Here is a 26,509-nt window from a genome sequence, read left to right as displayed (position 1 = left end):
GCTTCCACTCAGGGCCCCCGGAGCGCGAGCTCCGGGGGCCCTGGCCGTGCACACGGACGATGCTGGGGCCGGGTCCCACTGGGGGACCACCCCCGCATCGTCCCTGCGGACGACCGGCAAGAACCGTCCTGAAGGACGATGCCCGTTTCCGCGAAGCGTGGCCACACTGGACCCGTCAGGATCGTTCGCGCACCGGCGCGGCAGTCTCGAAGGGGAACAGCATGACCACCACCGCCCTCGCCGCGACCATGCGCGGCGGCTACAAGGACTACGGCTTCGGAGACACCGCAGTGCGGGCGCTCGACGGGATCAACGTCGACATCGCGGGCCACGAGTTCACCGCGATCATGGGCCCATCGGGCTCGGGCAAGTCGACGCTCCTGCACACGCTCGCCGGGCTGGACCGCCTCACCGCGGGCGAGTCCTCGATCGCGGACATCGTCATCACGTCGCTTCCCGAGGCGAAGGTCACCGAGGTGCGCCGCGACCACATCGGGTTCGTCTTCCAGTCGTTCAACCTCATCCCCTCCCTGTCGGCGAAGGAGAACATCACCCTCCCGCTCGACATCTCCGGCAAGCCCGTGGACAAGGAGTGGTTCGAGGAGATCATCGGCATCCTGGGCCTCGGCGACCGCCTCACCCACCTGCCGGCGGAGCTGTCGGGCGGCCAGCAGCAGCGCGTCGCCGTGGCGCGCGCTCTCGTAGCCCGCCCCGAGATCATCTTCGCCGACGAGCCCTCCGGCAACCTCGACTCCCGCTCCGGCTCCGAGCTGCTCGGCTTCATGCGCCGTGCCGTGAAGGAGTTCGGCCAGACCATCGTCATGGTCACCCACGACCCCTCGGCGGCCGCGTACGCGGACCGGATCCTGTTCCTCGAGGACGGCCAGATCGTCGACGAGATGCGCGAGCCCACCGCGGACAAGGTGCTCGACCGCATGAAGCAGATGGGGCACTGATGTTCCGCCTCGCCTACAAGTCCGTCAAGCACAACCCGAAGAGGCTGCTGCTCACCGCGGCCGCGGTCGCCCTCGGCGTCGCGCTCGTGGCGACGACGCTGACCCTCACCAACGCGCTGTCGAGCGGCTTCAACACCCTCTTCAGCGACATCTACGGCGGCACCGACGTGATCGTCGAGGAGGTGCCACAGGAGACCGCCGACGACACCGGCAGCGACATGTTCGCCGCGTCCGATTCGCTGTTCACCGACGACGACATCGCGGCGATCGAGGCGGTCGACGGGGTCGCCGCCGCGTACGGCGGCATCCAGGTCACCGGCGCGGTGCTCGCGAAGGACTACGAGCCGTCGGGCGACCTCATGTCCGCCGGCGGGGCTCCGAGCCAGATCTTCAACTGGAGCGGCGAGCCCGACGTGGACCGCGCGACCCTCGAGGAGGGCTCGGCACCCACCGCGGACGACGAGATCGTGCTCGACATCGACTCGGCGCCGACGCTCGGCTACGAGATCGGGGACACGGTCTCCGTCGCGACCGACACGGGCGTCGAGGAGTTCACGCTCGTCGGCCTCGTGAGGTTCGGCGACTCCAACTCGCTCCAGGGAGCCACGCTCGCGTACGTGACCGAGTCCGCCGCGCAGACGCTCATGGACACCGACGGCTACCAGCAGATCGCGGTCGTGGTGGACGACGGCGCGGACTCCGAGAAGGTCGCGGAGGCGATCTCCGAGGTCATCCCCGACGGCACCCGTGCGATCACCGGCGAGGCCAAGGCCGCCGAGTCCGCGGCGGAGCTCGACGACATCCTCCAGTACATCGACATCTTCGCGATCGCCTTCGCGCTGATCGCGCTGTTCGTCGGCTCGTACATCATCATCAACACGTTCCGCATCATCGTCACGCAGCGCACCCGAGAGTTCGGGCTCATGCGCGCGATCGGCGTCACCGGCCGCCAGCTGCGTTCGATGATCCTGCTCGAGGCAGTGGTGATCGCCGCCGTCTCGGCGACGATCGGCATCATCCTCGGCTACCTCGCCGCGCTCGGCATGGCCGCCGTCGTCGAGGCCTTCTCCGGGGAGATCTTCGGAACCGTCACGCTGCCGCTCGACGCCGTCCTGTGGAGCTATGCGCTCGGCGCGCTCGTCACGCTCGTGTCGGCCCTCATGCCGGCGATCCACGCCTCGACCATCTCCCCGATGGAGGCGCTGCGCGAGGCCGCGACCGAGTCCAAGAAGCCTCTCAAGATGCGCAACATCGTCGGCGGCGGCATCGCGCTGCTCGGCGTCGTCAGCATCGTCGTCGGCCTCTACACGGACGTCGCGAGCCCCTACTGGTACGTCGGCATCGGCGCGATGGCCCTCGTCATCGGCGTGACGCTGCTGGCCGCCCAGGTGCTCGTGCCGCTCGCGTTCGGGCTGCGCGACCTGCTCACCCGGATGTTCAAGATCGACGGCAAGCTCGCCGCGAACAACATCCACCGCGAGCCGAGGCGCTCGGCCAACACTGCGGCCGCCCTCATGATCGGCGTGATGCTGCTCGCGCTCGTGTCCACGTTCACCGAGTCGCTCAAGTCGGTCGTCACAAGCCAGTTCACGCAGATCGAGGCGCAGTTCTTCGTGCTCAGCACGCAGGGCGAGATCCCCGAGGGAGCGATCACGCTGCTCGCCGATCAGGATGGCGTGGACTTCGTGACCACCACCGCGGTGACCTCGGTCATGTACGACGGCACGGCCGAGTCGATCGCCGTCGTCCAGCAGGACCTCGCGGACCTCGCGTACGACTACGACAACGACCCGGACTTCGACGAGCTCGACGGCGGCGTCTTCATCGACCCCACGATCCAGGACCTCGGCGTCGAGGTCGGCGACGAGGTCACGCTTGAGGGCGACGCGGGCGAGGCCACGTTGACGGTCACCGGCACGTACAACACGGAGGGCGACTCGGCGTTCTGGATCGACGAGTCCACGGCGTCGGAGCTCTTCTCCGAGGTGCCGATCTACCAGGCGATGGTCGTGCTCGACGAGGGCGTGGACGTCGACCAGGCGCAGACGGACCTCACCGAGGCGCTCGCCGCCGACTACCCGCTCGTGCTGCTCCAGCAGCCCGGCGACCTGGCCGAGTTCGCGAACAGCTTCATCGATCTCATCCTGGGCGTCATCTCCGCGATGCTCGGAGCAGCGCTCCTCATCGCGATCCTCGGCGTGGCGAACACCCTGCTGCTGTCCGTCACCGAGCGCACCCGCGAGATCGGCCTGCTGCGGGCCGTGGGCGTCCGCAAGTCGTCGATCTGGCGGATGATCACGATCGAGGCGATGGTGATGGCGATCTTCGGCACGATCCTGGGGATGCTCCTGGGAGTCGGACTCGGCGCGGCGCTCGTGAGGGCTCTCGAGGAGTTCGGCTTCACGACGATCGCGATCCCGTGGGTGTGGCTCGCGGTGTACACGGTCGGTGCCGCGATCGCGGGCGTGGTCGCGGCGATCTGGCCCGCGTGGCAGGCCTCGCGGATGGACATCCTCAAGGCCATCGCGACGGACGGCTGACCGCCACATCCGGGCCGGGTGCCTGGCGGTCACCCGCCAGGTGCATGGTTATCGAAGGGCCCTCGGAGCATCGCCTTCGGGGGCCCTTCGTCGGTCTTGGCGCTCGAACGCTGACAGTTTGAACCAATCCCATATCGACACGCCGCGCCACGGCGCTCGATGGGCCGAGACACCGGAGTGGCGCGGTTCAGATTGGTTCAAACTGTCTGCGCGCTCGTGATGAGAGGGACGATGCGGGGGCTGGGCCCGGGAACGGGCCGGCTACAGCTCCACGCCGACGAGCATCGGCTCCGGGACGAGCGTGATGCCGAACCGCTCGGCCACGCCGTCGCGGATCGCGCGCGCGAGCTCGAGCAGGTCCGACGCCGAGGCGCCACCCCTGTTCGTGAGCGCGAGGGTGTGCTTGGTGCTGAGCGACGCCCGCGCGTCGGCGCGCACCGCGAAGCCCTTGGGGAAGCCCGCGCGCTCGATCAGCCACGCGGCCGAGGTCTTGGCCATCCCCTCGCCCGCGGCGGGGTAGGCCGGGGCGCCCTCGGGGATCGAGGACGCGGGGACGATGGGGTTGGTGAAGAACGAGCCGGCGGACCACGTGTCGTGATCGGCGGGGTCCACGACCATGCCCTTCGACGCGCGCAGCGCCAGGACGGCCTCACGCACCTCGACGATCGGCACGCGAGTGCCGAGCTCGACGCCGAGAGCGGACGCGAGCTGCTGATATCGGACGGGCGCGGACAGCGACGCCATGCGCGTATGGAAGGTGACGTCGAGCACCACGTAGCGCGGCGTCGGACCCCAGGTCCCGTCGGTCATGGTGCGCTTGAGCATCGAGTCGCGGTAGCCGAACTGGGCCTTGACCAGGGGGAACGACTTCACGGCTTGCGTCTCGCGGTCCCACGTGCGGATGAGCGCGACGATCTCGCTGACCTCCGCTCCGTAGGCGCCGACGTTCTGCACAGGCGTCGCGCCGGTCGAGCCGGGGATGCCGGACAGCGCCTCGAAGCCGCTCCACTGCGACTCGACCGCCTGCGCCACGAGCGAGTCCCACGGGGTGCCGGCGGTCGCGATGACCTCGATCCCGCCGCACGAGCCGTGGTTGTCGAGCCTCACGTCGGAGCGGGCATCGCGGACGACGACGCCATCGAAGCCCTCGTCCGCGACGAGCAGGTTGGACCCCCCGCCGACGACGAGCAGCGGCGAGCCGTCGGCGTCGGCCGCGCGCACCGCGTCGATCAGCTCGGCCTCGGACTGCGCCTCCACGAGGGACCTCGCCGGTCCGCCGAGGTGGAAGGTGGTGAGGTCGGCGAGGCGCGGTGCGGTCATGGGTTCAGGGTAGTCGCGGCGTCCGCGGAGGCTCGGCGCGGCGGGGAACGCCGCTCCTCTGCCCTGTCGCCTCGAATCCGGAGGCGAGCCGCAGCAGCGACACGTCGTCGTACGCGCGCCCCGCGAAGGTGAGCCCGACGGGCATCCCCGTGTCCGGCATCGTCCCCATGGGCACGGTCACCGTGGGGATCCCGAGGTGGCGGATCGCGAGGTTCCCGTTCGCGACCCAGACGCCGTTGCGCCAGCCGCGGTCGGCGCTGTCGGGGTTCACGTCCATGTCGGCCGGGCCGACGTCGGCGACCGCGGGGAACACGAGCGCGTCGAGCCCGAGCCGATCCATCCACTCCTCGAGGTCGACGCGGCGCGTGCGCTCGAGCCCGCGCAGGCCCGCCTCGATCTCGGGGATGTCGGTGAACGCCTCGGGCAGCCCGGCACGCGCCAGGTCCGGGTAGGCCGCGATGTCGTCGTCGAAGCCCGTGTACCTGTCGGGAAGGGCTCCCTCGGGCGCGGGGAAGATGTCCTCTCCGGGCACCTCGGCAAGCGAGGACAGCGCCGGGTCGCCGTTCGCGTCGAGGAAGTCGTCCCAGGCCCATGCGGACAGGTCGAGGATCTCGCGGCGCAGGTACGCGGGCGTCACGAAGCCTCGCGTGAGGATCGTGGGGGCGCCGGGCCTGTCGCCCTCGTAGTTCGTGATGACCGGCAGGTCCACCTGGACCACGATCGCACCGGCCGCCTCGAGGTCACGCCGCGCGGCCGCCCACAGCGCCACGACGGACTCGCGGGTCTCGATGGCGCGCCCCGTGGGTCCGCCGATGCCGCCGTCCGGGTCGGTGCCGGCGTGAGCGTCGGCGTTCACGTACATCCGCGGGACACCGACGACCCGGCCCGCCAAGGAGGCCACCGCATCGTCCGCGAGCGCGGGATAGGAGTCGGGACGATGCTGGGACGGGGCGGGCAGGTCGATCCACGGCTGGGCGCGCCACAGGTCGCCCCTGGTCTCGGGATCGTCGACGACGAGGAGGTCGAGGATCTCGAGCAGGTCCGCCATGGTGCGCGCGTAGGGGACGACGACGTCCATGGTCGGCACGAGGGGCCAGTTGCCGCGCACCGAGATGAGGCCGCGCGACGGCGTGTAGGCGCACAGCCCGTTGTGGGAGGCGGGGCCGCGGCCCGAGGACCAGGTCTCCTCCGCGAGGCCGAACGCGGCGAAGGACGCGGCGGTCGCGGCGCCGGCGCCGTTCGAGGACCCGGAGGCGAAGGGAGCCGGAAGGAAGTCAGCGCTGTACGGGCTCTCAGCGCGACCGTAGACGCCGCGCTGCATGCCGCCGTTGGCCATGGGCGGCATGTTGGTGAGCCCCAGGCAGATCGCGCCGCCCGCGCGCAGCCGCTCGATCGCGAACGCGTCGCGCCGCGCGATGAGGCTCGCGAAGGCGGGGCTGCCCGCCGCGGCGGTGAGCCCCCGCACCAGATAGCTGTCCTTCGCGGTGTAGGGGATCCCGTCGAGCGGGCCGAGCGTCTCGCCCGCGGCGCGACGGGCGTCGCTCGCGCGGGCCTCGTCGAGCGCCGCCTCGTTGTCGACGACGACCGCGTTCAGCGCGGTCGCGGTGCCCGGCCGGTCGTAGGCCTCGATGCGCGCGAGGTACGTCCGCGTGAGCCCCTCGCTCGTGACGCGGCCGGATTCCAGAGCCGAGCGCAGCGCCGCGATGCCGGTCTCGACGACGTCGACCATGTCAGGCGTCCGCGCCGAGCGCCGGCTGCTGCTGGGTGATGCAGTGGATGCCGCCACCGCGCGCGAAGAGCGGCCGCGCGTCCAGCGCGACGACCTCGCGCCCGGGATACGCGTCCTGGAGGATCTCGACCGCCTGCGCGTCGTTCGCGTCCCCGAAGCCGCACGCGATCACGGCGCCGTTGAGGACGTAGTGGTTGAGGTAGCTGTAGTCGACGTAGCCCTCGTCGTCGGTCAGCGTGGCGGGAGCGGGCACGGCCACCAGCTCGAGCGGACGCCCCTCGGCGTCGGTCGCGGCGCTCAGCGTCTCGCGCAGGAGGGCCGACACCTCGTGGTCGGGGTGCGCGGGGTCGCGCTGGTCGTGGAACAGCACGCGACCGTCGGGGACGAACGACGCGAGCAGGTCCACGTGGCCGCGCGTGCCGAAGCGCTGCGAGTCGCGCGTGAGCCCGCGCGGCAGCCAGATGACGTTCGTGACGCCGAGGGTGCGCGCGAGCTCCGCCTCCACCTCCTCGTGCGACCACCCGGGGTTGCGGCCAGGGTCGAGCTGGACCGTCTCGGTGACGAGCACCGTGCCGCGGCCATCGACGTGGATGCCGCCGCCCTCGTTGACCATGCGGGAGTCGTCGCGGGCGATGCCTGCGGACTCGAGAGCGCGGCGCGCGGCGAGGGAGTCGTGACCCCACGCGGCCCAGTCCTGGGCGCCCCAGCCGTTGAACGTCCAGTCGACCCCGACGAGCTCGCCGTCGCGGTCGACGAAGGTCGGGCCGATGTCGCGGAACCAGGCGTCGTCGAGCGACGCCTCGAGGATCTCGACGGCGGGGTCGAGGTGCCTGCGCGCGATCGCGACCGCCTCGGACGGGACAAGCATCGTGAGCGGCTCGTGCGCGACCACGGCGTTGGCGACGGACGCCCAGGTGAGACGCGCCTCGTCGGCCTCCGCCTCCGTCTCGCCGAGCGTGTAGGGCGCGATCGGCCAGGCCATCCACGAGCGCTCGTGACGCTCCCACTCGGCGGGCATCCGGACTGTCATGCGTCCTCCTCGGTGTCGGTGTCGGTCGTGGCGGTGAGGCTGTCGGGCGCGTCGCGCCACGTGAGATGCGGCCCCATGATCTCGTCGGCGATGCGCACGACATCGGCCTTGGTCAGCGGCCGGTGGCCGACCACGGCGCGGATCGTCAGGCCGTCGAGGAGCGCGGAGAAGCCCTCCACGAGCCCGTCGACGTCGAGGCTCGCGGGCAGCTCGCCGGTCGCGACGCCGTGGCGGAGGATGTCGGCCACGGTCGCCTGCCAGGCCGCCTCGAGCGCGGCGATCGCCTCACGCACCTCGGAGTCGTGGACGGCCTCGGTCCATGCCTCGAGCCACAGCAGGAGGTTGGAGTCGTGGACGCCAGCGGGCGAGGCCGCGTCGACCAGCAGGCGCCATCGCTCGCGGGCGGTCGGGACTCGCGCGGCGTCCGCCGCGATGGCGGCGCGCAGGTCCTCCTCGACCACGCGCAGCGCCTCGAGGAACAGCGCGGTCTTGCTCGGGAAGTAGTACAGGAGGTGGGCCGCGCTCATGTCCATGGTCGCGCCGATCTGAGCGAGGCTCGCGTGCCTCACGCCCAGGCGGCTCAGCGGCTCGATCGCGGCCCTGGCGATCTGCGCCCGCCGCTGCGACCTTCGATCGCTCACGTCACCTCCCGAGACAGCCGTCGGGCGCCCGCCCGCGTTTTTGAATGCCGTTCAAAACTTGGATCAGAGTACGGCAGGGTCGGGCGTTGAGGCAATGCTGAGCACGCGAACCGGCGGGGCCAGAGGCCCCGAGATCGGGACGATGCGCGCCCGGGTTCAGCGCAGCGGAGCGGCGGGCGCGCTTCCTGCGCCGGACGACGCGGCGGTCTCGTCCGCCGCGAGCACGGCCGAGCCGACGATGCGCTCCTCAGCGCGACGCGAGCGGAACAGCTTCCTCGGGGAGCGGACGGCGCGCGCGAGCGTGAACGTGATCGCGGCGGCGACCAGGACCAGCAGCAGCGCGTAGCGCAGGTCGACGACCTCGGCGACGCGACCGACGATCTGGGGAACGAGCAGGCCCGCGACCGTGGAGAACGATGCGACCGCCGCCATGCGGGCCGCGGCCCTCGACGGATCGTCGGCCGCCGCGGAGAATCCAATAGGGGCGCCGAGCGCCGCTCCCATGCCCCACAGCACCGCGGCCACGGGCACGAGGTAGACGGTCGGCGCGACGGCGTACAGGATCACGCCGGTCGCCACGAGCCCCGCGGAGATCCGCAGCGACACCACGCGACCGAGCCTGCCGATCACCGAGGACCCGAACCAGCGCACCGTCACCATCGCGACGACGAAGACCCAGTACATGAGGTCCGCGATCGCCTCGGTCTGGCCGAAGTCGTCGACCACCGACAGCGGCAGCCACTGCGCGGCGATCATCTCCGTCATGGAGCCCGCGAAGACGATGAGCCCGATGAGCACCACGTGCGGGTCGCGATACTCGGCCTTGGCGGTCGCGAACGGGCCCCCGATGCCGGCGCCTGCCGCGTCGGGATCGCGGCGGCCGTCGATCGTGGACAGCGGGACCACCCACAGCCGGAGGAGCATCGCGGTCGTGCCGACGGTGAGGAAGTGCCACATCGGAGCGACGCCCGCGTGCGAGAAGACGACGCCGAGGCCGAGGCCGACCGCCATGCCGACGGAGAAGCCCGCGTGGAATTGCGGCATGATCGCCTTGCCGACGAGCCGCTCGACGTTCGCCGCCTCGGCATTCATGGCCACGTTCGTGAACGCGAACGAGAAGCTCACCAGGAAGTAGCCCAGCGAGAACAGCGGGCGGCTGCCCAGCTCGGTCGCGACCCCGACCAGCGCGATCGCCACCAGGTAGGACACGTTGGACCACGCGAGCAGCGCCCGGGTGCCGAAGCGGACCGCCGCCCATCCCGTCACGAGCAGCGCGGTGAGGGCGCCCACCGCGCCGGAGATGAGCAGCATCGCGAGCCCCGAGGGGCTGACGTCGAGCAGGTCCCGCATCGACGGCACGCGCGACAGGAAGGTCGCCGTGAGGAGCCCGAGGAAGGCGAACAGCAGCAGCACGCCGACGCGGGCGCCCTTGAGTCGGGCGGCGTCTGGCGAGGTGGTGGGCGCGAAGCCGAAGGAGGGAATCATGAGGTCCTGGGTTCGAAACGTTTCGACTTGGACGATGATACGACTACCCTGGCCCCATGGCACGCCTCGGTCGACCCACGATGACGGACGTCGCCGCGCGCGCGGGCGTGTCCGTGTCCACGGTGTCCCTCGCCTACTCCGGCTCCGGCCCCCTCACGGACGCGACCAGGAACCGGGTGATGGAGGCCGCCGCCGCGATCGGCTACGCGGGGCCGTCGCCCCAGGCCCGCGCCCTGCGCTCGGGCCGCACTGGCATCGTCGGGGTCGTCGTGCACGAGCGTCTGGTGCGATCGTTCCGCGACCCCCTCCAGCTGCGGGTGCTCGACGCAATCATGGACGACCTCGGCGAGATGGGGATGGGCGTCCTCCTCGTCCCCTACCCCGCTGCGGGCCAGGAGCGGACGCTGCTCGAGACCGCGGCCATGGACGCGGCCATCGTGCTGAACGTCCGCGACCACGACGAGCCGATCCTCGACGTCCTGCGCCGCCGAAGCCTGCCCACGGTCGCGATGGAGGCCCCCGCGGGCGTGGTCGACGCACGCGTCACGATCGACGACGGAGCCGCGACCGGGGCGCTGATCCGGCGGCTCGTCGCCCTGGGGCACGAGCGGATCGCGACGGTCACGCTGCCGATGACCATGGCCGCTCCGACCCGGGTCGTCGATCCTGGTGACCTCCCGGACCCGATGTGGACCGCCGCGCGCAACCGTCTCGACGCGTTCGCAGCCGAGGGTGTCGAGCCGTGCGTGATCATCGAGACGAGCTCGACCATGGTCGAGGCGGGCATGGAGGCCGGCCGCGTGCTGCTGTCCCACCCCAGCCGGCCGACCGCGGTCGTGTGCCAGTCGGACCTGCTCGCGGGAGGCGTGATCGTCGCCGCACGCGAGGCGGGGCTCGAGGTGCCCCGCGACCTCTCGGTCACCGGCTTCGACGGCCTCGACCTGCCGTGGCTCGCACCGCTCGCGCTCACCACGGCCGCGCAGGACGGCGCCGCGAAGGGACATGCGGTCGCGGGCGCGGTGCGCGATCTGCTCGCGGGCGGGACCCCCGGCGAGATCCGAATCGACCTTGAGCTTCGCGAGGGCACGACCGTCGCGCCGCCCCGCGCCTGAAGGCTCCGCCCAGGCCGAGCAGGATGTGGACTTCCTCACGAAGCCCCGGCACACGCAGGCGACAGTTGTAGATTTGCGGTGACGCGGCGAGGGCCGCGGTGCTGAGGGGCACGACGAATGACGACCATGGACGATGCTCGGACGACCGCGTTTCACGCGCGCCTTGCGCCCGCGGAGCTCGAGGCGAGCCTCGCACGAGCGGTGAGCGCCTATGCGATGGGCGTCCACGAGCGGTCGGCCACGGCCGACGACCTCCACACGGACCCCACCCGAGACGAGCCGACGGCCTCGACGTCACCTGGCAGCGGCGCATCGTCCCTCTGCTCCGCACGAGACCGACGGCACGTCGGCGACGGCGTCGAGACGCTCGCCCACCTGGCCTTCCGGATCGACGCCCAGGCGCGCCGCGACAGCCGCGGCATCAGGCTCGTGCTGGGGCACGGCGCCCGCGACGCGGACGAACGGCTGATCTAGCGCGGAGCTCCGGTCACGCGCAGCGGACCAGCGCCTGCGCCTTCATGAGGACCTTCTGACCGCCGAGCTCGACGGCGACGTCGACGCGGGCCATGCGCGCCTCGTCCATGAGCGCGCCGACGGTCGCGGTGCACGTCACGACCGCCGATCCCGGGTTCGGCACGGGGATGGGGCGCGCGAAGCGGCACTGGAAGTCGACGACGTTGCCGGGGCCGGCCCACTCCTCCACGACCGACGCTGCCGTGCCCATGGTGAGCATCCCGTGCGCGATCACGCCTGGCAGCCCGACGGACTCGGCGAACGCGTCGTTGTAGTGGATCGGGTTGAAGTCGCCCGAGGCGCCCGCATAGCGGACGAGCGTGTCGCGCGTGAACTCGACCTCGCGGGTCGCGACGACCTGCCCCTTCTCGAGCCCCTCGTAGGTGGGCGCGTCCTGCTCGCTCATGCGTCCTCCCTCACGGCCAGCGTCGAGATCACGGTCGCGACGGGGCCGCCGTCGAGGTCCTCGAGCTCGGCTCGGGTCGTCACGGTCGACACTCCCCCGCGGCTCACGATCTTGTCGATGTGGATCGTCGTGGCGATCTCGTCCCCCGCGACGATCGGGCGGTGATGCGTGAAGCGCTCATCCGCGTGCACGACCTTGGAGAAGTCGACGCCGACCTCCGGGTCCTGCACCACGTGGAACTCGGCGCGCTGCGCGATGACCACCGCGAAGGTGGTCGGGGCGACGAGGTCGGAGTAGCCCTCGGCGGCGGCCGCGTCCACGTCGCGATGCGCGAACGAACGGGCGTCCACCGCGTCGGCGAACTCGCGGATCTTGGCGCGCGAGACCTCGTAGGGCTCGTGCGGGCCGTAGCTGCGGCCCTGGGCATCGGAGTTCACTGGCACACGGCCAGCCTAGCGAAGCGGGACGATGCCGCACTCAGTCAAGCGCGTACGTCACCACGAGCGCGCGATGATCGGCGCCCGTGAGCGGCAGGGTCCGCACCGCGTAGGCGTCCCAGTCCAGGCCCCGCGTCATCACGTGGTCGATGGCCACGACGGGAAACGGGAGACGGCCCTCGGGGAAGGTGAGCTGAAGACCGGCACCACCGTCATCGGCGGCGTCGACGAAGCCGTCGGACTCGAGCGTGCGGAGGCCCGCGTGGTCAAGGGTGCTGTTGAGGTCGCCCACGATCATCGCGGGGCCCTCGACGGCGCTCGTCACCGTCGCGAGCAGTTCGAGGTCGGCGGCCCATGCCTCATGCGAGAACGGGCCGGGCGCTGCGGGGTGAGCCGCCAGCACGGCGACCGCGTCCCCTCCGACCTCCACCGAGCCGAGCACCGCGCGCGAGGTGAAGCCATCGATCTCCGCATCGTCCACGAGGGGCATCCTGGACCACAGTCCGACGCCACCGAAGCCGTCCTCGGCCGCGGTGCGCGAGTAAGGAAGCATGCCGTCGAGACCCGCCGCGACGAGGGCGTCGAGGCAGTCAGGGGTCAGCTCCTCGACCGCGAGCACGTCCACGGCAGCGTCATCCACCATGGCGACCACCTCATCGGCGTCGACGCGCCCGAAGGTCGCGTTGATCGTGGCGACCTTGAAGGTGTCCCCCGGGGCGACCCCGAGCGCGTCGTAGTCGACGCTCGGCGACGAGGTGAACAGCGGGACGACCCACGCGACCGAGACCGCGGCGACGATCCCGGACACCACGAGGGCCCTCGGAGCGCGGACCACGGCCGCGACCACCACCAGCACGAGCCAGCACAGCGTGAACCACGGCGTGAAGGCGACCGCGTACGCGAGCGGTCCGGCCTCGACCCCGGTCAGGCGCGCAAGGAAGGGGACGAGCAGCGCGGCCATCGCGACCAGCAGGGCGCGCTCTCCCACTCCCACACGACGCCGCGACCGCGCGGCCCTTCCTGCCCGCGCATCGTCCCTGAGCGATTCCCCCTGATCCATGCCGCGATCATGGCACGCGACGACGGCCGCCGCCCCCGGCCTGGGGATGACGGCCGTCATCGTGAGCGCTGATCATCGCGCCGCGGAGACCTCCGCGTGCTGCGCGGCGAAGGCCAGCGCCGCGTCGGCCACCTCTGCCCAGCCGCTGTCGATCGTGAGCGAGTGGCCCCGTCCCGGGATCTCGACGAACTCGGTCACGCCCGCGTTGCGGGACTGGAGCCGGTACGCGGCATGCGCGACCGCCCGCGGGACGATCGTGTCCTTCTCGCCGGAGATGACGAGCAGCGGACCTCGCTCGGGGTTGCGGGTGTCGACCCGGGTCGCGGTGCCCGCGGTGAAGTTCGCCGTGGCGGCCTGGAACAGCGGGCGGCCGGGGGCCGCGACGTGGTGCTCCGCGTACAGCGCGCGGGCCTCGTCCTCGCTCACCGCGTTGGCGAAGCCGTAGCGGAACTCGTCGAAGGTGAGGGTCACGGTGCGCTTGCGGTTGGCGGGGTTGCCGAGCACCGGGAAGGCTGCCTTGAGCGTCGAGGCAGGCAGCGGCAGGACGCCCTTGAACGGGGCCGGGTCGATCGCGACGGTCGCGGAGGCGAGTCCGAGGTCGGCGACGCGCTGGGCGAGCAGGCCTCCGAAGGAGTGGCCGATCACGAGCGGCTTGCGGTTCAGCGAGCGTGCGATCTGCGCGACGCGGTCGGTGACCTCCTGGACGCCGACGCCGGTGAAGGCCTCGGGGCGGCGGCGGGCGTCGGCGACGTCCTCGGGCTCCCGGGTCCAGCGAGCGACGACGACGGCGTAGCCCGCGTCCTCGAGCCTGGCCTGCCATGCGTCCCAGCTGCCCGCGAGCAGCCACAGGCCGTGGATGAGGACTGCGGTGGGGCGGCCTGACGCGTTGGCGGCGGCGATCTGCTGGACTTCCTGGGTGGTGAGGGTGGTGTTCATGGTCTTCTCCTTGTCGGGATGGTCCGGGTCGCTCGACCCTGACGCCAGAGAGAACGATCGTTCTCTCTCGATTCATTCCCGACTTCCCAGAAATTTCTTTCGGGCATGCCGGAGAGGGAACGAACGTTCCACTACCGTGAATGAGATGACCACCCCTGCAGCCCCCACCAACGACGCGCGCGAGCGCCTCGCCGCCACCGCGTCGGACCTCTTCTATCGCAAGGGCATCCACTCCGTGGGCGTCGACCGGATCCTGTCCGAGGCCGGGATGTCGCGCGCGACCATGTACCGGCACTTCGGCGGCAAGGAAGACCTCGTCGTCGCCTACCTCGAGGGCGAGGACCGGACCATCCGCTCCCAGGTCGCGGCCGCAGGCGGCGCACCGGACCCGCTCGCGGCCGCCATCCACGGCATCGCGGACGACGTCGCTCATCGCCACACGCGCGGCTGCCCCTTCATCAACGCGGCGGCCGAGTACCCCGACGAGGCGAGCCCCGTCCGGCGGCTCATCGCGACGCACCGCGCCTGGTTCCGGGGCGTCCTGACGCAGGCCGCCGCGGGGGCTGGCGCCACCGACCCCGAACGGGTCGCGGCCGCGCTCGTGATGCTGCGCGACGCGGCGCTCGTCGGCGGGTACCTCGACGGCGCGGAGAGCATCCGCGAGGCGTTCCTCGACGCGGCCTCGGCCGTCACCGGGGCCGACCTCGCCTGACGGGACACCTCCCGCATCCGGCCACTCGGGCAGCGGCGGCGCGTCCGGACACTTTCTGACACAGCCGGCTCACGCAGCTCGGCGCGCCGCCCGCGACACGCCGCCGCACGACGCCGCGTCGTGTCAGAGAGCGTCCGCCCACCGCCACGAGCCGGCCCTGACGGCCGCAGCGCCCCGGGGAACGACGACCCCCGGGAAAGACGAAGCCCCCGGCCTGTTCCCAGGTCGGGGGCTTCGGTCAGCGGCCTGACGGCCGCGAAGCAGTTAGCGCGTCTCGCGGTGCGCGGTGTGCTTGCCGCACTTCGGGCAGAACTTGGAGAGCTCCACACGGTCGGGGTTGTTGCGACGGTTCTTGCGCGTGATGTAGTTGCGGTTCTTGCAGTCCACGCACGCGAGCGTGATCTTCGGACGAACGTCGTTCTTTGCCATGGGTCTCTCCCAGCCTTCGAGGACGCGCTCTACAGCGCGAAGGCCCGGAAGATCTCCGGGCCTCAGTAGCGAGGGCGGGGCTCGAACCCGCGACCTCACGATTATGAGTCGTGCGCTCTAACCAGCTGAGCTACCCCGCCACGGTCCGACGCTCGTGAGAAGCGTCGAACTGAGAGCCCCGACAGGGAATCGAACCCTGGACCTTTTCCTTACCATGGAAACGCTCTGCCGACTGAGCTATCGGGGCCAGCCGGAATAGGTTACACGCCACAGGGCCCGAATGCGAAATCGTGCCGGTGGCCTCGCTCACACCCCCACTCCCCGGGCGCCTGCGCGCATGTCGGACCCCGCCCCTAGAGTGTCGCTCATGACCGAGTCGCTCTCCGCCGCCGAGGCTCGTCGGGTGTTCCTCGGCGCCCAGTCGCTCGCGCGCAAGCGGCCGTCACGGCGGCCTCGCCCCGCGGACTTCCAGGCCTACCTCGACACCCAGGGCGTGCTACAGCTGGACACGGTCAACGTGCTCGCGCGGGCGCATCATCTGCCGCTGTACTCGCGGTTCGGCCCCTACTCCCGCGAGGCGCTGGACGCGCACCTGTGGGGGGATCCCGACGCGCACTCGCCGCACGTCTTCGAGCATTGGGGGCATGAGGCCTCGGTGATGCCGAAGGCGCTGCTGCCCGCGATGCACCATCGGATGCGCGGCAAGACGAGCTGGAAGGCGCGCACCCGGTCACGGCTCGAGCGCGAGCGGCCGGGGCTGCTGGACCAGGTTCGAGCCGAGGTCGAAGCGTCGGGCCCCTTCACGGCGGGCGAGCTTCAGCACCTCGCGCCGCACGACGGCCCGCGCGGCCCATGGTGGGACTCGACCCACGTCAAGGACGCGCTCGAGTACCTGTTCATCACGGGAGCCGTCGCAGCCTCGAGGGGTCGGCACTTCTCCCGCACCTATGACGCGACGTCCAGAGCCTGGAGCCTGCCTCCCGCGGACGATGCGGGGGCCGGGTGGGGGCTGCCGCCGGCCATCGCGCATCAGGAGCTGTTCGACCGCGCCCTGTCCGCGACGGGCATCGGCACCGTCAAGGACCTGTGCGACCACTTCCGGCTAGCCGTCGCGCCGGGGGCCAAGCAGGGCGGCGGAGCAGGAGGGAAGGCGTGGGCCGCCTCCGCGGTCGACCGCGGCATCGCTCGGTGGGTGAGCGTCGAGGACTGGAAGGAGCCCGCGCTGCTGGCCGTCGACGCGGACGATGCTCCGACCTGGCACCGCGCGGCCTCAGACCCCGGGCGCGCAACCGGAGCGGCGCTGGTCAGCCCCTTCGACCCGGTGGCATGGTTCAGGCCGCGGCTGCTGCGCATGTTCGGCATGGACTATCGGATCGAGATCTACACGCCCGAGCCCAAGCGCGTCTACGGCTACTACTGCCTGCCGTTCCTGCTGGGCGACCAGATGGTCGGCCGCGTGGACCTCAAGGCCGACCGCAAGGGCGGCGCGCTGCTCGTGCAGGCCGCATGGCGTGAGGAGCGGCCCGCGCCTGGCGCGCGCCGACGGTCGGACGACGAGATCGCGGCGGCCCTGCGGGGCGAGCTGGACCTGATGGCGTCCTGGCTGAGCCTCGACGAGGTACGCATCGCTCCGCGAGGGAACCTTGCGGCGGCCCTGTCATCCTCGAGCGGCTGATCCCGACGGCCGCCCCCGAGGACGAGGCAGGTGGTCAGGACGGCCGCGCCTGGCCCGAGTCCGCGAAGCGCGCGGAGCCCGCGAACGCTGCGAGCGCGAGCGCGCCCAGCGCCACCGCGAATACGAGGCCGGTCACGGTCAGCCCGACGACAGTCGAGAGCGCGCCGGCGGCGATGACAGGCACGGAGATGGACAGGTAGGCGACAAGGAAGTACGAGGTCGTCACCTGGGTCCGCGACTCGGGCGGCGCGGCGCCGGTGAGGGCCCGCATGCCAGCCATGAACAGCAGGCCCTGCCCGACGCCTCCGAGCGCCGACGACGCCAGGAACAGCGGCAACGACGCGGCGAGGAGCGCCCCGACGAGGAGCAGCGTGCTCACCGCGAGGCTCGCGCCGCCGAGCCGGACGAGGGCCACGTCCCCGTAGCGCTTGAGCGCGATCTGCGCCGTGGCCGAGGCGCCGAAGAAGAGGAAGGTCACGAAGCCCATGAGGGCGGGAGCACTCACCCCGAGCACCGAGCTCATGAAGTTCGGCAGGAGCGCGGCGAAGATGCCCGACACCGCAAATCCGGCGACGGCCCCCACCGAGGCTGTGGCGAACAGGCCTCGCACCGCGGGAGGGAGGCGAGGCAGACGCAGTCCTCGCGGCGCATCCGCGCGTCCGCCGCGCTCCCTCACCTGCCACAGGGCGACGATGCCGAGGACGAGCAGCAGCGAGTGGACCACGAACGGCGCCCGCAGCGGCGCCGACGAGACCTGCGCGACGGCTCCCGCCATGAGCATGCCGAGACCGAGTCCGCCGATGTTCGACGCGGTGGCGAGCGAAGCAGCCAGCCGCGCCTTGCCCTCCCGCGCGTTCTCGAGCACCACGACGGTGCCCGTCGCGGTGAGGATGCCCGCCGCGAGACCGGACAGGACGCGACCGACGAAGAGCATCCCCAGCGCATCACCGCCGAAGAACACCCCCGCGGACGCGAGCGACAGCCCGAGCCCCGCGAGCAGCATCGGCCGCCTGCCGACCGCATCGGACAGGCTCCCGAACAGCACGAGCGAGGCGATGACGCCGGCCGCGTAGATCGCGTAGAGCACCGTGGTGGTCGCGTTGCCGAACGCGAAGCGATCCTCAAGGAGCGGATACAGCGGGGTCGGCATCGTCGTCCCCATCATCACGACGGCCAGGACGTAGGCGGACGCAGCGAGGCTCCACCCGGACGCGGGGAGGGTGCGCGCGCGGCCTCTCGCCTCGATCGTCGCCATAGGGTGCAGCTCCTCGCCTCGTCCTCGTGTGAAGCAAGGGCGTGCGCGGCACGGATATTCCCGCAGCCCCCGGCGCGGGCCGCGAAGGCTCATGACGACGATGCGGATTACGTAGTAGCAGGCGCCATTGACAAGCAATATCGCGTGGCGAATCGCGATCGAGATGCGAAATCGATTGTTAAATCGGTGTTGCGACGTTTGCTTATCACCTGACACTCAGGGACCATGGACCCATGGATCACACCGCGATGCAGGAGTCCGCGAAGCGGCATCTCTGGATGCACTTCACCGACCACACCCGATACGAGAACGCCGACATCCCCATCATCGTGCGCGGCGAGGGCGCCTACATCTACGACGACAAGGGCAAGCGCTACCTCGACGGGCTCGCGGGGCTGTTCGTGAGCCAGGCCGGCCACGGCCGCACCGAGCTCGCCGAGGCCGCGGCTGCGCAGGCCAAGGAGCTCGCGTTCCACCCGATCTGGTCGTACGCGCACCCGCGCGCGATCGAGCTCGCCGAGCGCATCGCGGGCTACGCGCCCGCCGACCTCAACCGCGTGTTCTTCACGTCGGGCGGCGGCGAGGCGGTCGAGTCCGCGTGGAAGCTCGCGAAGAACTACTTCAAGCTCGTCGGCAAGCCGATGAAGCACAAGGTCATCAGCCGCGCGGTCGCCTATCACGGCACGACGCAGGGCGCGCTGTCGATCACGGGCCTGCCCGGGCTCAAGGCGCAGTTCGAGCCGCTCGTCCCGTCTACCTTCCGCGTCCCCAACACGAACATCTACCGCGCCTCGGAGATGACCGGCGGCCTGCTCGACGGCTCGGACCCCGAGGCCTTCGGCCGCTGGGCCGCCGACCAGATCGAGATCGCGATCCTCAACGAGGGCGCCGACACCGTCGCCGCCGTGTTCCTCGAGCCCGTGCAGAACGCGGGCGGCTGTTTCCCGCCGCCCCCCGGCTACTGGCAGCGCGTGCGCGAGATCTGCGACCGCCACGACGTGCTGCTGGTCTCGGACGAGGTCATCTGCGCGTACGGCCGCCTGGGCGAGATGTTCGGAGCGACGCGATACGACTACCTGCCGGACATCATCACCTCCGCGAAGGGCCTCACCTCGGGCTACGCACCCATGGGCGCGATGATCGCCTCGGACCGCCTCATGGAGCCGTTCCTGGCCAAGGGCGAGTCGTTCGCGCACGGCTACACGTGGGGCGGCCACCCGGTCGGCTCCGCCGTGGCACTCGCGAACCTCGACCTCTTCGAGCGCGAGGACCTGCTCGGCAACGTGCGCCGCAACGAGGACGCGTTCCTCGCGACGCTGTCCAAGCTGCGCGACCTGCCGATGGTCGGCGACGTGCGCGGCGCCGGCTACTTCTACGGGATCGAGCTCGTCCGAGACAACGCCACGAAGGAGTCTCTGACCGCCGAGGAGTGCGAGCGCATCCTCTACGGCTTCCTCTCCCCCGCGCTGTACGAGGCCGGCCTGTACTGCCGCGCCGACGACCGCGGCGACCCCGTGATCCAGCTCTCGCCGCCGCTCATCATCGGCCAGGCCGAGTTCGACGAGATGGAGCAGATCCTGCGCGACGTCATCACGCGGGCGCAGGCGATGCTGTAGCCCCACCCGGGCGACGGGGAAAGGGGACGATGCTCCGGCATCGTCCCCTTTCTCATACCCCGATCACGGGGCGACCTGGGCGACCTGGGCACCCAGGGCGACCGGGACACCCACGGCAACCGCCGCGTCGTCCCCGTCACGCCCAGCATCGCCCCGCTTCCCTGCTGTCGCAATCAGTACGAACCAATCTGGAAAGCGACACCCCGGCGACACGCCACGCCGACCCCCGACACGCTGGGGTGTCGAGCTCGAGATTGGTTCACAGTGTCGGGTCGGGAGGCGGGAGACAGGAGGCGGAGGCAGAGGCGGACGGCTTCGGCAGACGGACGATGCGGGGGCCCGGGGCGCGGACGCGACGAGGGGGCGGCGCCCCTCAGGCACCGCCCCCTCGTCGAGAGCGTCAGATCAGGATCAGAACGCTGCGGCCTTGCCCTTGGCCCGGCGGCGCGACATGACCTCGCCGCTGATGACCACGGTGAGCGCGATCACGAACATGAGCGTGCCGATCACGTTGACCTGCATCGGGATCGCACGCTGCGCGGCGCCCCACACGAACATCGGGAAGGTCACCGTGGTGCCCGAGTTGAGGTTCGTGATGATGAAGTCGTCGAACGACAGCGAGAACGCGAGCAGCGCCGCGGACAGGATGCCGGGGAACACCAGCGGGAAGGTGACGCGCCAGAACGTCTGCCATTCGTTGGCGTACAGATCTGAGGCGGCCTTCTCCAGGTTCGAGTCCAGTCCGGCGAGACGCGACCTCACGGTCACGACGACGAACGAGATGTTGAACATGATGTGGGCGATGAGGATCGTCCAGAAGCCGAGCTGACCGCCGAATCCCGCAGCCACGAACAGCGCGAGGAGCGACGAGCCCATCACGATCTCGGGCGTCGCCATCGGAAGGAACAGCATCAGGTTCATCGTCGCCCGACCCTCGAAGCGGTGCCTCACGAGCGCGAATGCGGCGAGCGTGCCGATCGTGGTGGCCACGAGCGTGGACAGCAGGCCGATGCTGATGCTGACCTCGAGCGCCTCGCACATGCCCTGCGGGGCGCACGGGTTGAGCCAGTTGTCCCAGGTGAACGACTGGAACTGGTAGAGGTTCCGCGACTCCGAGGAGTCGTTGAACGACATCAGCGCCACGATCATGTTCGGGATGTACATGTAGATCAGGACCATGATGCCCAGCGTGAGCATCAGGTGCTTCCCGATCCAGTTTCCGAGTCGGACGATCACAGGAGGTCCTCCGTTCCCGCGCGGCGGACGTAGAACAGCACCATCCCCACGATCAGCACCATCAGGATCACCGACAGCGCCGCCGCATGCGGATAGTCGCTCGCGTCCGTGAACAGCGTCTGGATCTTGTTTCCGACCATCTGCGTGTTCGGATTGCCGAGCAGATCGGAGTTGATGTAGTCGCCGGAGGCGGGGATGAAGGTGAGCAGGGTTCCGCCGACCACTCCGGGGAGCGACAGCGGCCAGATCACCTTGGTGAAGCGCTGCCACGGGGTCGAGTAGAGGTCGGCCGCGGCCTCGTTGAGGCGCGGGTCGATCTTCTCGAGGCTCGTGTACAGCGGCAGGATCATGAACGGCAGGAAGTTGTACGTCAGACCCATGATCACCGCGAACGGCGTCGCGAGCAGACGCCCGTCCTCGCCCAGCACGTGAAGCCACTTCAGCGACTCCACGAGCCACCCGTTATCCGCGAGGATGAGCTTCCACGACAGGGTGCGAACCAGGAACGATGTGAAGAACGGAGCCACGACGAGCACCAGCATCACGTTCTTCCAGCGCCCCGCCTTGAACGCGATCGCGTAGGCGAGCGTGTAGCCGAGGATCAGGCACAGCAGGGTCGCGATGCCGGCGTACCAGAGCGAACGCACCATGTACGGCCAGTAGTCGCCCACGGCCTCCACGTAGTTCTGGAGCTCCCACGTCATCGTGTAGCCGTAGATCGGCGAGCCCGACGGGTCGGACAGCGACGTGCTGAGCAGCGACAGCATCGGGAACGCGAAGAAGACGGCGAGCCAGACGGCAGCCGGCCCGATCAGCCAGTACGCGGAGTTCTTGCCGAACACCCTCTGGAGGGCCTCCACGTCAGTCCTCCTCGACGATTCCTGCCTCGGCATCCTGTGCGGAGTCGAGGAGGAATGCGAACTCGGGACGCCAGGAGACGTCCACCTTGGTGCCCACGGGGATCAGCCCGCCGCGACGCCCGGTGTTCTGCTCGAAGCAGGTGATCTCCTGGCCCCACGGCATGCGGATCGTGTAGTCGGTCGAGACGCCGATGTAGCTGACGTCGGTGACGACCGCGCCGGGAAGGCTCGCGCCGGGGGCATCGATCGACGTGCCCTCCGGCTGGATGAGCACCTTCTCGGGGCGGATGCCGATCCAGCCCTCCTTGGCGTCCGTGTGGACGCGGCTCGCCTTGATCGAGGCGACCGTGCCGTACATGTCGACCTTGACGACCTCGTCGGCACCGGAGCCCTCACGCCCCACGACCGTGCCCTTGATGAGGTTCGTGCGTCCGAGGAAGTTCGCGACGAACGTCGTGTGGGGGTTGGTGTAGAGCTCGTACGGGGCTCCGAGCTGCTCGATGCGGCCCTCGTTCATGACCGCGACCGTGTCGGCCATGGTCATGGCCTCCTCCTGGTCGTGCGTCACGTGCACGAAGGTGAGGCCCACCTCCTCCTGGATGCGCTTGAGCTCGACCTGCATCGCGCGACGCAGCTTGAGGTCGAGCGCGCCGAGCGGCTCATCGAGCAGCAGCACGTCGGGGCGGTTGATGAGCGCGCGAGCGAGCGCCACGCGCTGCTGCTGTCCACCAGAAAGCTGGGTGGGCTTCTTGGAGGCCTGCTCGGTGAGCTCGGTCAGGGCGAGGATCTCCTTCACGGAGTCCTTGGGGTCCTTGATCCCGCGGCGCTTCGGACCGAACGAGACGTTCTCCGCGATCGTGAGGTGCGGGAAGAGCGCGTAGTTCTGGAACACCGTGTTCACGGGCCGCTTGTACGGCTTCGCGTGGGTGATCTCCTGGTCCCCGATGTGGATGGAGCCCTTGGTGACGTCCTCGAGGCCGGCGACCATGCGCAGCGTCGTCGTCTTGCCGCAGCCCGACGGGCCGAGCAGCGCGAAGAACGATCCCTGCGGGATGACCAGGTCGAGCGACTGAACGGCGACGAAGCCGTTCGGGTAGCGCTTGTGAAGACCCGTGAGCTTGAGGTCCCCACGCACGCCGTCAGCCAATGACATCGGAGAACTCCTGCTCGTACTGCGACGCCTTGTCCTCGGACAGTGCCATGAACCCGTGGGTCTTGGACAGGAAGTCGTCGGTCGGGAAGATCAGCGGGTTGTCGACGAGCGACGCGTCGATCTTCTCCATCTCGGCCTGGGCGCCCTCGACCGGGCACACGTACCAGACGTAGGCGGCGAGCTTCGCGGCCACCACCGGGTCGTAGTAGTAGTCGATCCACTTCTCGGCGTTCGCCTTGTGCTGGCCCTGGACCGGCACGAGCATGTTGTCGGACCAGATGTTCATGCCCTCCTCCGGCGCGAGGAAGACGAGGTTGTCGTCCTCGGCCGCGGCGACGTCACCGGACCACGCGACGCACGCCGCGATGTTGCCCGCCGCAAGGTCGTTGATGTACTCGTTGCCGGTGAAAGCGCGGATCTGACCGTCGTCGCGCGCCTTGGTCAGCGTCTCGATCGCGTTGCCCCAGTCGTCGTCGCTGAAGTCCTCCGGGTCGGCGCCGTTGGCCAGCATGATCAGGGCCATGGTGTCGCGCATCTCGGTGAGCATGGTCACCTTGCCCTTGAGGTCCGAGCGCGTCAGCAGATCCGAGATGCTGCCGACCTCGTCGACGAGCGACTTGTTGTAGGCGATGCCGGTGAAGCCGGTCTGCCACGGGGCCGAGTAGTCGCGGTTGGGGTCCCAGCCGACGCCCTGGAGCGAGGACAGCAGGTTCTTGTCGAGGTTGGGCACGTTCGCCTTGTCGAGCTTCTGGATCCAGCCGGCGTCGATCATGCGCGCGGCCATCCAGTCGGTCATGACGAAGAGGTCGCGGCCCGTGGGCTGGCACGCGCCGAGCTGGTTGCGGACCTTGGCGAAGAACTCGACGTTGTCGTTGACGTCCGCGGTGTACGTGACGTCGATGCCGGTGTCCTTCTGGAACTGGGTGAGCGTCGAGACGTAGTCGCCGTCGTCCTCGTCGATGTACGCGGGCCAGTTGGAGACGTTCAGCGTGGCCTCGGTGTCGGACAGGTCGGTGGTGACGCAGTCGCCGCTCGAGCTGCCGCTGCCACCGCGGTTCATGAGGGAGAAGCCCGCGATACCCGCTGCGGCGACGCCTCCTCCGATGATCAGACCGCGGCGCGAGACGCCCTTCTTCGCGGTCTCTTCGGGGGTCGTTTCCTCGGACATGTCGCCATCCTCACTTCTCGGGGGTGGTGGCACCGAACCTCGCAGCCAGTGTCACCTCTGCGGTGGGGCATCCTGCGCCGGCAGGACGTTGGTGGCGATACTGACACGGATCTCGCCCCAGGGCGACCCTTTTCGAAGCAAAGTGGCCCAATCGCAACGGATCTCGCAGAAGATTTAACACCTACGTAACGAAACCGTAGCGTTGGGTGCCGTTTTCGGCTTGACCGCTGAAACGTCGGGAGAGAACACTTCGTCACATGACCTCAGCCGAGTCCCCGAAGACCCCAGCCGCGCTCGACCCGATCAACAAGGTGATCATCGAGCAGCTCCAGCAGGACGGCCGCATCTCGTACGCCGCGATCGGCAAGGTCGTCGGCCTGTCCGAGGCGGCCGTGCGCGCCCGCGTGCAGCGCCTGCTGGACGCCGGGGTGCTGCAGATCATCGGCGTCACCAACCCGATGGAGCTCGGCTTCGCGCGGCAGGCGATGGTCGGAATCAAGGTCTCCGGCCCGATCGAGCCGGTGGCCGCGACGCTCGAGGCTCTCGAGGCCGTCGACTACGTCGTCGTCACGGCGGGAAGCTTCGACATCCTCGTCGAGGTCGTATGCGAGTCCGACCACCACCTGCTCGAGCTCGTGAGCTCGTCGATCCGGACGGTCCCCGGCGTGATCGCCACCGAGATCTTCATGTACCTCGAGCTTCGCAAGCAGACCTACTCGTGGGGCGTGCGGTGAGCCTCTCGACGACGCACCCGAGGAGCGCACGATGACCCGCCTGCCCGACTCGCTGTGGTGGGACACCCTCGCAGAGCCCGTCACGCCCACCGCCCCGCTGACCGAGGACCTCACGGTCGACGTCGCGATCGTCGGCGCGGGCTTCACCGGCCTGTGGACCGCGTACTACCTGGCCAAGGCGCGCCCCGACCTCCGCATCGTCGTGCTGGAGAAGGAGCTCGCGGGCTTCGGCGCCTCGGGCCGCAACGGCGGGTGGGCCTCCGCACTGCTCCCCTCGTCCCTCGCGACGCTCGCGCACGAGGGCGGACGCGAGGGCGCGCTCGCGCTGCACGCGGCGATGCGCGCCTCGGTCGACGAGATCATCCGCGTCACCGAGGCTGAGGGCATCGACGCAGGGATCGCGAAGGGCGGCACCCTGGTGCTCGCCCGCACCGCGGCTCAGGAGCGTCGCGCCCGCGCCGAGGTGGACGATGCGCGGTCCTGGGGCCGCGGCCCCGACGAGCTCGCGTGGCTCGACGCGGACCAGGCCCGACAGCGCCTCGCGGCCACCGACGTGCGCGGCGCCACCTACACGCCCGACTGCGCGGCCATCCACCCCGGCCGCCTGGTCAGGGGCCTCGCCCGCATCGTCCAGGGGCTCGGAGTCGCCCTGTACGAGCAGACCCCCGTCACGCGCATCGCCCCCCATCGCGTGGAGACTGCGAACGGGACCGTGAGCGCCGACGTCGTGGTGCGCGCGACCGAGGGCTACACGCCGACGATCGCCGAGCTCAAGCGCGCCGTCGTGCCCATCCACTCGCTCATCGTCGCGACCGAGCCGCTTCCCGCCTCGCAGTGGGACGAGATCGGGCTCGCGCAGCGCGAGACGTTCAGCGATCACCGCCACCTCGTGGTCTACGGGCAGCGCACCGCGGACGATCGCCTCGTCTTCGGCGGCCGCGGGGCCCCCTACCACCTGGGATCGAAGGTCGCGCCCGAGCACGACAGCCACCCCAAGGTCCACGAGGCCCTCCGCACCGAGATCGTCGCCATGCTCCCCCAGCTCACGGGCGTGCGGTTCACGCACGCCTGGGGCGGAGCGCTCGGCGTGGCCCGCGACTGGCATGCGTCCGTCGGCCTCGATCGCGACAGCGGGCTCGCATGGGCAGGCGGCTACGTGGGCGACGGGGTGACCACCACGAACCTGGCTGGACGCACCCTGCGCGACCTCATCCTCGGCGAGGAGACCGCCCTGACGGCGCTCCCGTGGGTCGGCCATCGCTCGCGCCGGTGGGAGCCGGAACCGCTGCGCTGGCTCGGCGTGAACGCAGGGCTGCGGGCGATGACCGCGGCCGACGTCGAGGAGCGCATCACCGGGCGCCCGAGCGTCGTCGCGCGCGCCATGGCGCCGCTCATCGGCGGGCACTGAGGAAGGATCCCGCCGCCGCGCGAAACGGGGCGAATCCGACTAACGTCGGCAATAGTCGCCGGTACACCGGGGTGCCGCCTCGGCAGGGCTGGCTCGCA

Annotated in this window: 24 protein-coding genes and 2 tRNA genes; 9 read left to right on the top strand and 17 right to left on the bottom strand. The window is 70.3% G+C overall.

Annotated features, from left to right (window positions below; all coding sequences use genetic code 11):
- Positions 1-221 precede the first annotated feature (221 nt).
- A complete protein-coding gene (locus AOP78_RS01250) occupies positions 222-956 on the top strand; it encodes an ABC transporter ATP-binding protein (RefSeq protein ID WP_062200698.1) in 735 nt (244 codons plus the stop codon).
- Entirely contained in the window at positions 956-3,496 is a 2,541-nt protein-coding gene (locus tag AOP78_RS01245) for an ABC transporter permease (protein ID WP_062200697.1), read from the top strand. The genes AOP78_RS01250 and AOP78_RS01245 overlap by 1 nt, the downstream gene beginning before the upstream one ends.
- 261 nt (positions 3,497-3,757) lie before the next feature.
- Here AOP78_RS01245 and AOP78_RS01240 read toward each other — a convergent pair whose 3' ends face one another.
- From AOP78_RS01240 to AOP78_RS01220, 5 genes are all read right to left on the bottom strand, one after another.
- Entirely contained in the window at positions 3,758-4,816 is a 1,059-nt protein-coding gene (locus tag AOP78_RS01240; RefSeq protein WP_062200696.1) for a UDP-N-acetylmuramate dehydrogenase, read from the bottom strand.
- Between the two features lie 4 nt (positions 4,817-4,820).
- Entirely contained in the window at positions 4,821-6,545 is a 1,725-nt protein-coding gene (locus AOP78_RS01235) for an amidase (protein WP_062200695.1), read from the bottom strand.
- 1 nt (position 6,546) lies between these two features.
- Complete coding sequence (locus tag AOP78_RS01230; RefSeq protein WP_062200694.1) at positions 6,547-7,575, bottom strand: agmatine deiminase family protein; 1,029 nt, start codon at positions 7,573-7,575, stop codon at positions 6,547-6,549.
- Positions 7,572-8,216 (bottom strand): TetR/AcrR family transcriptional regulator, encoded by a 645-nt coding sequence (locus tag AOP78_RS01225; protein ID WP_062200693.1) that lies wholly within the window; start codon positions 8,214-8,216, stop codon positions 7,572-7,574. The genes AOP78_RS01230 and AOP78_RS01225 overlap by 4 nt, the downstream gene beginning before the upstream one ends.
- Positions 8,217-8,372: 156 nt before the next feature.
- Positions 8,373-9,701 (bottom strand): MFS transporter, encoded by a 1,329-nt coding sequence (locus AOP78_RS01220; RefSeq protein WP_062200692.1) that lies wholly within the window; start codon positions 9,699-9,701, stop codon positions 8,373-8,375.
- A 56-nt stretch (positions 9,702-9,757) separates the two neighbouring features.
- On the opposite strand from AOP78_RS01220, the gene AOP78_RS01215 reads away from it, so the two are divergent.
- Positions 9,758-10,813 carry a LacI family DNA-binding transcriptional regulator gene (locus AOP78_RS01215; RefSeq protein ID WP_062200691.1) on the top strand — a complete coding sequence of 352 codons (1,056 nt, stop codon included), beginning with the start codon at positions 9,758-9,760 and terminating at the stop codon, positions 10,811-10,813.
- A gap of 117 nt (positions 10,814-10,930) precedes the next feature.
- Positions 10,931-11,287 carry a hypothetical protein gene (locus AOP78_RS01210; protein ID WP_152659352.1) on the top strand — a complete coding sequence of 119 codons (357 nt, stop codon included), beginning with the start codon at positions 10,931-10,933 and terminating at the stop codon, positions 11,285-11,287.
- 13 nt (positions 11,288-11,300) lie between these two features.
- Here the strand turns inward: AOP78_RS01210 and AOP78_RS01205 are convergent, their stop codons facing one another.
- The 4 genes from AOP78_RS01205 to AOP78_RS01190 form a co-directional block, all read right to left on the bottom strand.
- A complete protein-coding gene (locus AOP78_RS01205; protein WP_062200689.1) occupies positions 11,301-11,732 on the bottom strand; it encodes a MaoC/PaaZ C-terminal domain-containing protein in 432 nt (143 codons plus the stop codon).
- A complete protein-coding gene (locus tag AOP78_RS01200) occupies positions 11,729-12,175 on the bottom strand; it encodes an FAS1-like dehydratase domain-containing protein (protein ID WP_062200688.1) in 447 nt (148 codons plus the stop codon). Before AOP78_RS01200 ends, AOP78_RS01205 begins: the two co-directional genes overlap by 4 nt.
- A gap of 34 nt (positions 12,176-12,209) precedes the next feature.
- Positions 12,210-13,229, bottom strand: coding sequence for an endonuclease/exonuclease/phosphatase family protein (locus AOP78_RS01195; RefSeq protein ID WP_152659351.1), 1,020 nt, complete (start codon positions 13,227-13,229; stop codon positions 12,210-12,212).
- 72 nt (positions 13,230-13,301) lie between these two features.
- The gene (locus tag AOP78_RS01190) at positions 13,302-14,165 is read right to left on the bottom strand and encodes an alpha/beta hydrolase (RefSeq protein ID WP_062200686.1); all 864 of its coding nucleotides are present in this window, start codon (positions 14,163-14,165) and stop codon (positions 13,302-13,304) included.
- A 145-nt stretch (positions 14,166-14,310) separates the two neighbouring features.
- On the opposite strand from AOP78_RS01190, the gene AOP78_RS01185 reads away from it, so the two are divergent.
- Positions 14,311-14,877 carry a TetR/AcrR family transcriptional regulator gene (locus AOP78_RS01185; RefSeq protein WP_062200685.1) on the top strand — a complete coding sequence of 189 codons (567 nt, stop codon included), beginning with the start codon at positions 14,311-14,313 and terminating at the stop codon, positions 14,875-14,877.
- A gap of 264 nt (positions 14,878-15,141) precedes the next feature.
- Here AOP78_RS01185 and rpmG read toward each other — a convergent pair whose 3' ends face one another.
- The 3 genes from rpmG to AOP78_RS01170 form a co-directional block, all read right to left on the bottom strand.
- Positions 15,142-15,306, bottom strand: coding sequence for a 50S ribosomal protein L33 (gene rpmG, locus AOP78_RS01180; RefSeq protein WP_062200684.1), 165 nt, complete (start codon positions 15,304-15,306; stop codon positions 15,142-15,144).
- Positions 15,307-15,372: 66 nt separating this feature from the next.
- Positions 15,373-15,446: transfer RNA gene (locus AOP78_RS01175), tRNA-Met, on the bottom strand.
- A gap of 34 nt (positions 15,447-15,480) precedes the next feature.
- Positions 15,481-15,553: transfer RNA gene (locus tag AOP78_RS01170), tRNA-Thr, on the bottom strand.
- A gap of 120 nt (positions 15,554-15,673) precedes the next feature.
- On the opposite strand from AOP78_RS01170, the gene AOP78_RS01165 reads away from it, so the two are divergent.
- Complete coding sequence (locus tag AOP78_RS01165; RefSeq protein WP_062201639.1) at positions 15,674-16,981, top strand: winged helix-turn-helix domain-containing protein; 1,308 nt, start codon at positions 15,674-15,676, stop codon at positions 16,979-16,981.
- A 34-nt stretch (positions 16,982-17,015) separates the two neighbouring features.
- Here AOP78_RS01165 and AOP78_RS01160 read toward each other — a convergent pair whose 3' ends face one another.
- Complete coding sequence (locus AOP78_RS01160) at positions 17,016-18,236, bottom strand: MFS transporter (RefSeq protein WP_062200683.1); 1,221 nt, start codon at positions 18,234-18,236, stop codon at positions 17,016-17,018.
- 233 nt (positions 18,237-18,469) lie between these two features.
- On the opposite strand from AOP78_RS01160, the gene AOP78_RS01155 reads away from it, so the two are divergent.
- A complete protein-coding gene (locus AOP78_RS01155; protein ID WP_062200682.1) occupies positions 18,470-19,852 on the top strand; it encodes an aspartate aminotransferase family protein in 1,383 nt (460 codons plus the stop codon).
- A 411-nt stretch (positions 19,853-20,263) separates the two neighbouring features.
- Here the strand turns inward: AOP78_RS01155 and AOP78_RS01150 are convergent, their stop codons facing one another.
- From AOP78_RS01150 to AOP78_RS01135, 4 genes are read right to left on the bottom strand one after another with little or no spacing between them, the layout of a single operon-like run.
- A complete protein-coding gene (locus AOP78_RS01150; RefSeq protein ID WP_369401072.1) occupies positions 20,264-21,088 on the bottom strand; it encodes an ABC transporter permease in 825 nt (274 codons plus the stop codon).
- On the bottom strand, positions 21,085-21,948 hold the full coding sequence (locus tag AOP78_RS01145; RefSeq protein ID WP_236685254.1) for an ABC transporter permease: 864 nt from the start codon (positions 21,946-21,948) through the stop codon (positions 21,085-21,087). The genes AOP78_RS01150 and AOP78_RS01145 overlap by 4 nt, the downstream gene beginning before the upstream one ends.
- A 1-nt stretch (position 21,949) precedes the next feature.
- Positions 21,950-23,101 (bottom strand): ABC transporter ATP-binding protein, encoded by a 1,152-nt coding sequence (locus AOP78_RS01140; RefSeq protein WP_062200681.1) that lies wholly within the window; start codon positions 23,099-23,101, stop codon positions 21,950-21,952.
- Positions 23,088-24,269: a polyamine ABC transporter substrate-binding protein gene (locus tag AOP78_RS01135; protein WP_062200680.1), complete on the bottom strand. Its 1,182-nt coding sequence runs from the start codon at positions 24,267-24,269 to the stop codon at positions 23,088-23,090. The genes AOP78_RS01140 and AOP78_RS01135 overlap by 14 nt, the downstream gene beginning before the upstream one ends.
- Positions 24,270-24,526: 257 nt before the next feature.
- Here AOP78_RS01135 and AOP78_RS01130 point away from each other — a divergent pair, with 257 nt between their 5' ends.
- Both AOP78_RS01130 and AOP78_RS01125 read left to right on the top strand, forming a co-directional pair.
- Positions 24,527-25,003: an Lrp/AsnC family transcriptional regulator gene (locus tag AOP78_RS01130; protein ID WP_062200679.1), complete on the top strand. Its 477-nt coding sequence runs from the start codon at positions 24,527-24,529 to the stop codon at positions 25,001-25,003.
- A gap of 31 nt (positions 25,004-25,034) precedes the next feature.
- Positions 25,035-26,411 carry an NAD(P)/FAD-dependent oxidoreductase gene (locus tag AOP78_RS01125; RefSeq protein ID WP_062200678.1) on the top strand — a complete coding sequence of 459 codons (1,377 nt, stop codon included), beginning with the start codon at positions 25,035-25,037 and terminating at the stop codon, positions 26,409-26,411.
- Positions 26,412-26,509: the final 98 nt, after the last annotated feature.

The sequence above is a fragment of the Demequina salsinemoris genome, from assembly GCF_000974805.1.
In the GTDB taxonomy this organism is placed as follows: Bacteria; Actinomycetota; Actinomycetes; order Actinomycetales; family Demequinaceae; genus Demequina; species Demequina salsinemoris.
The sequence above is the reverse complement of the archived record's forward strand: the minus strand, read 5'-3'. Positions and strand labels throughout refer to the sequence as shown.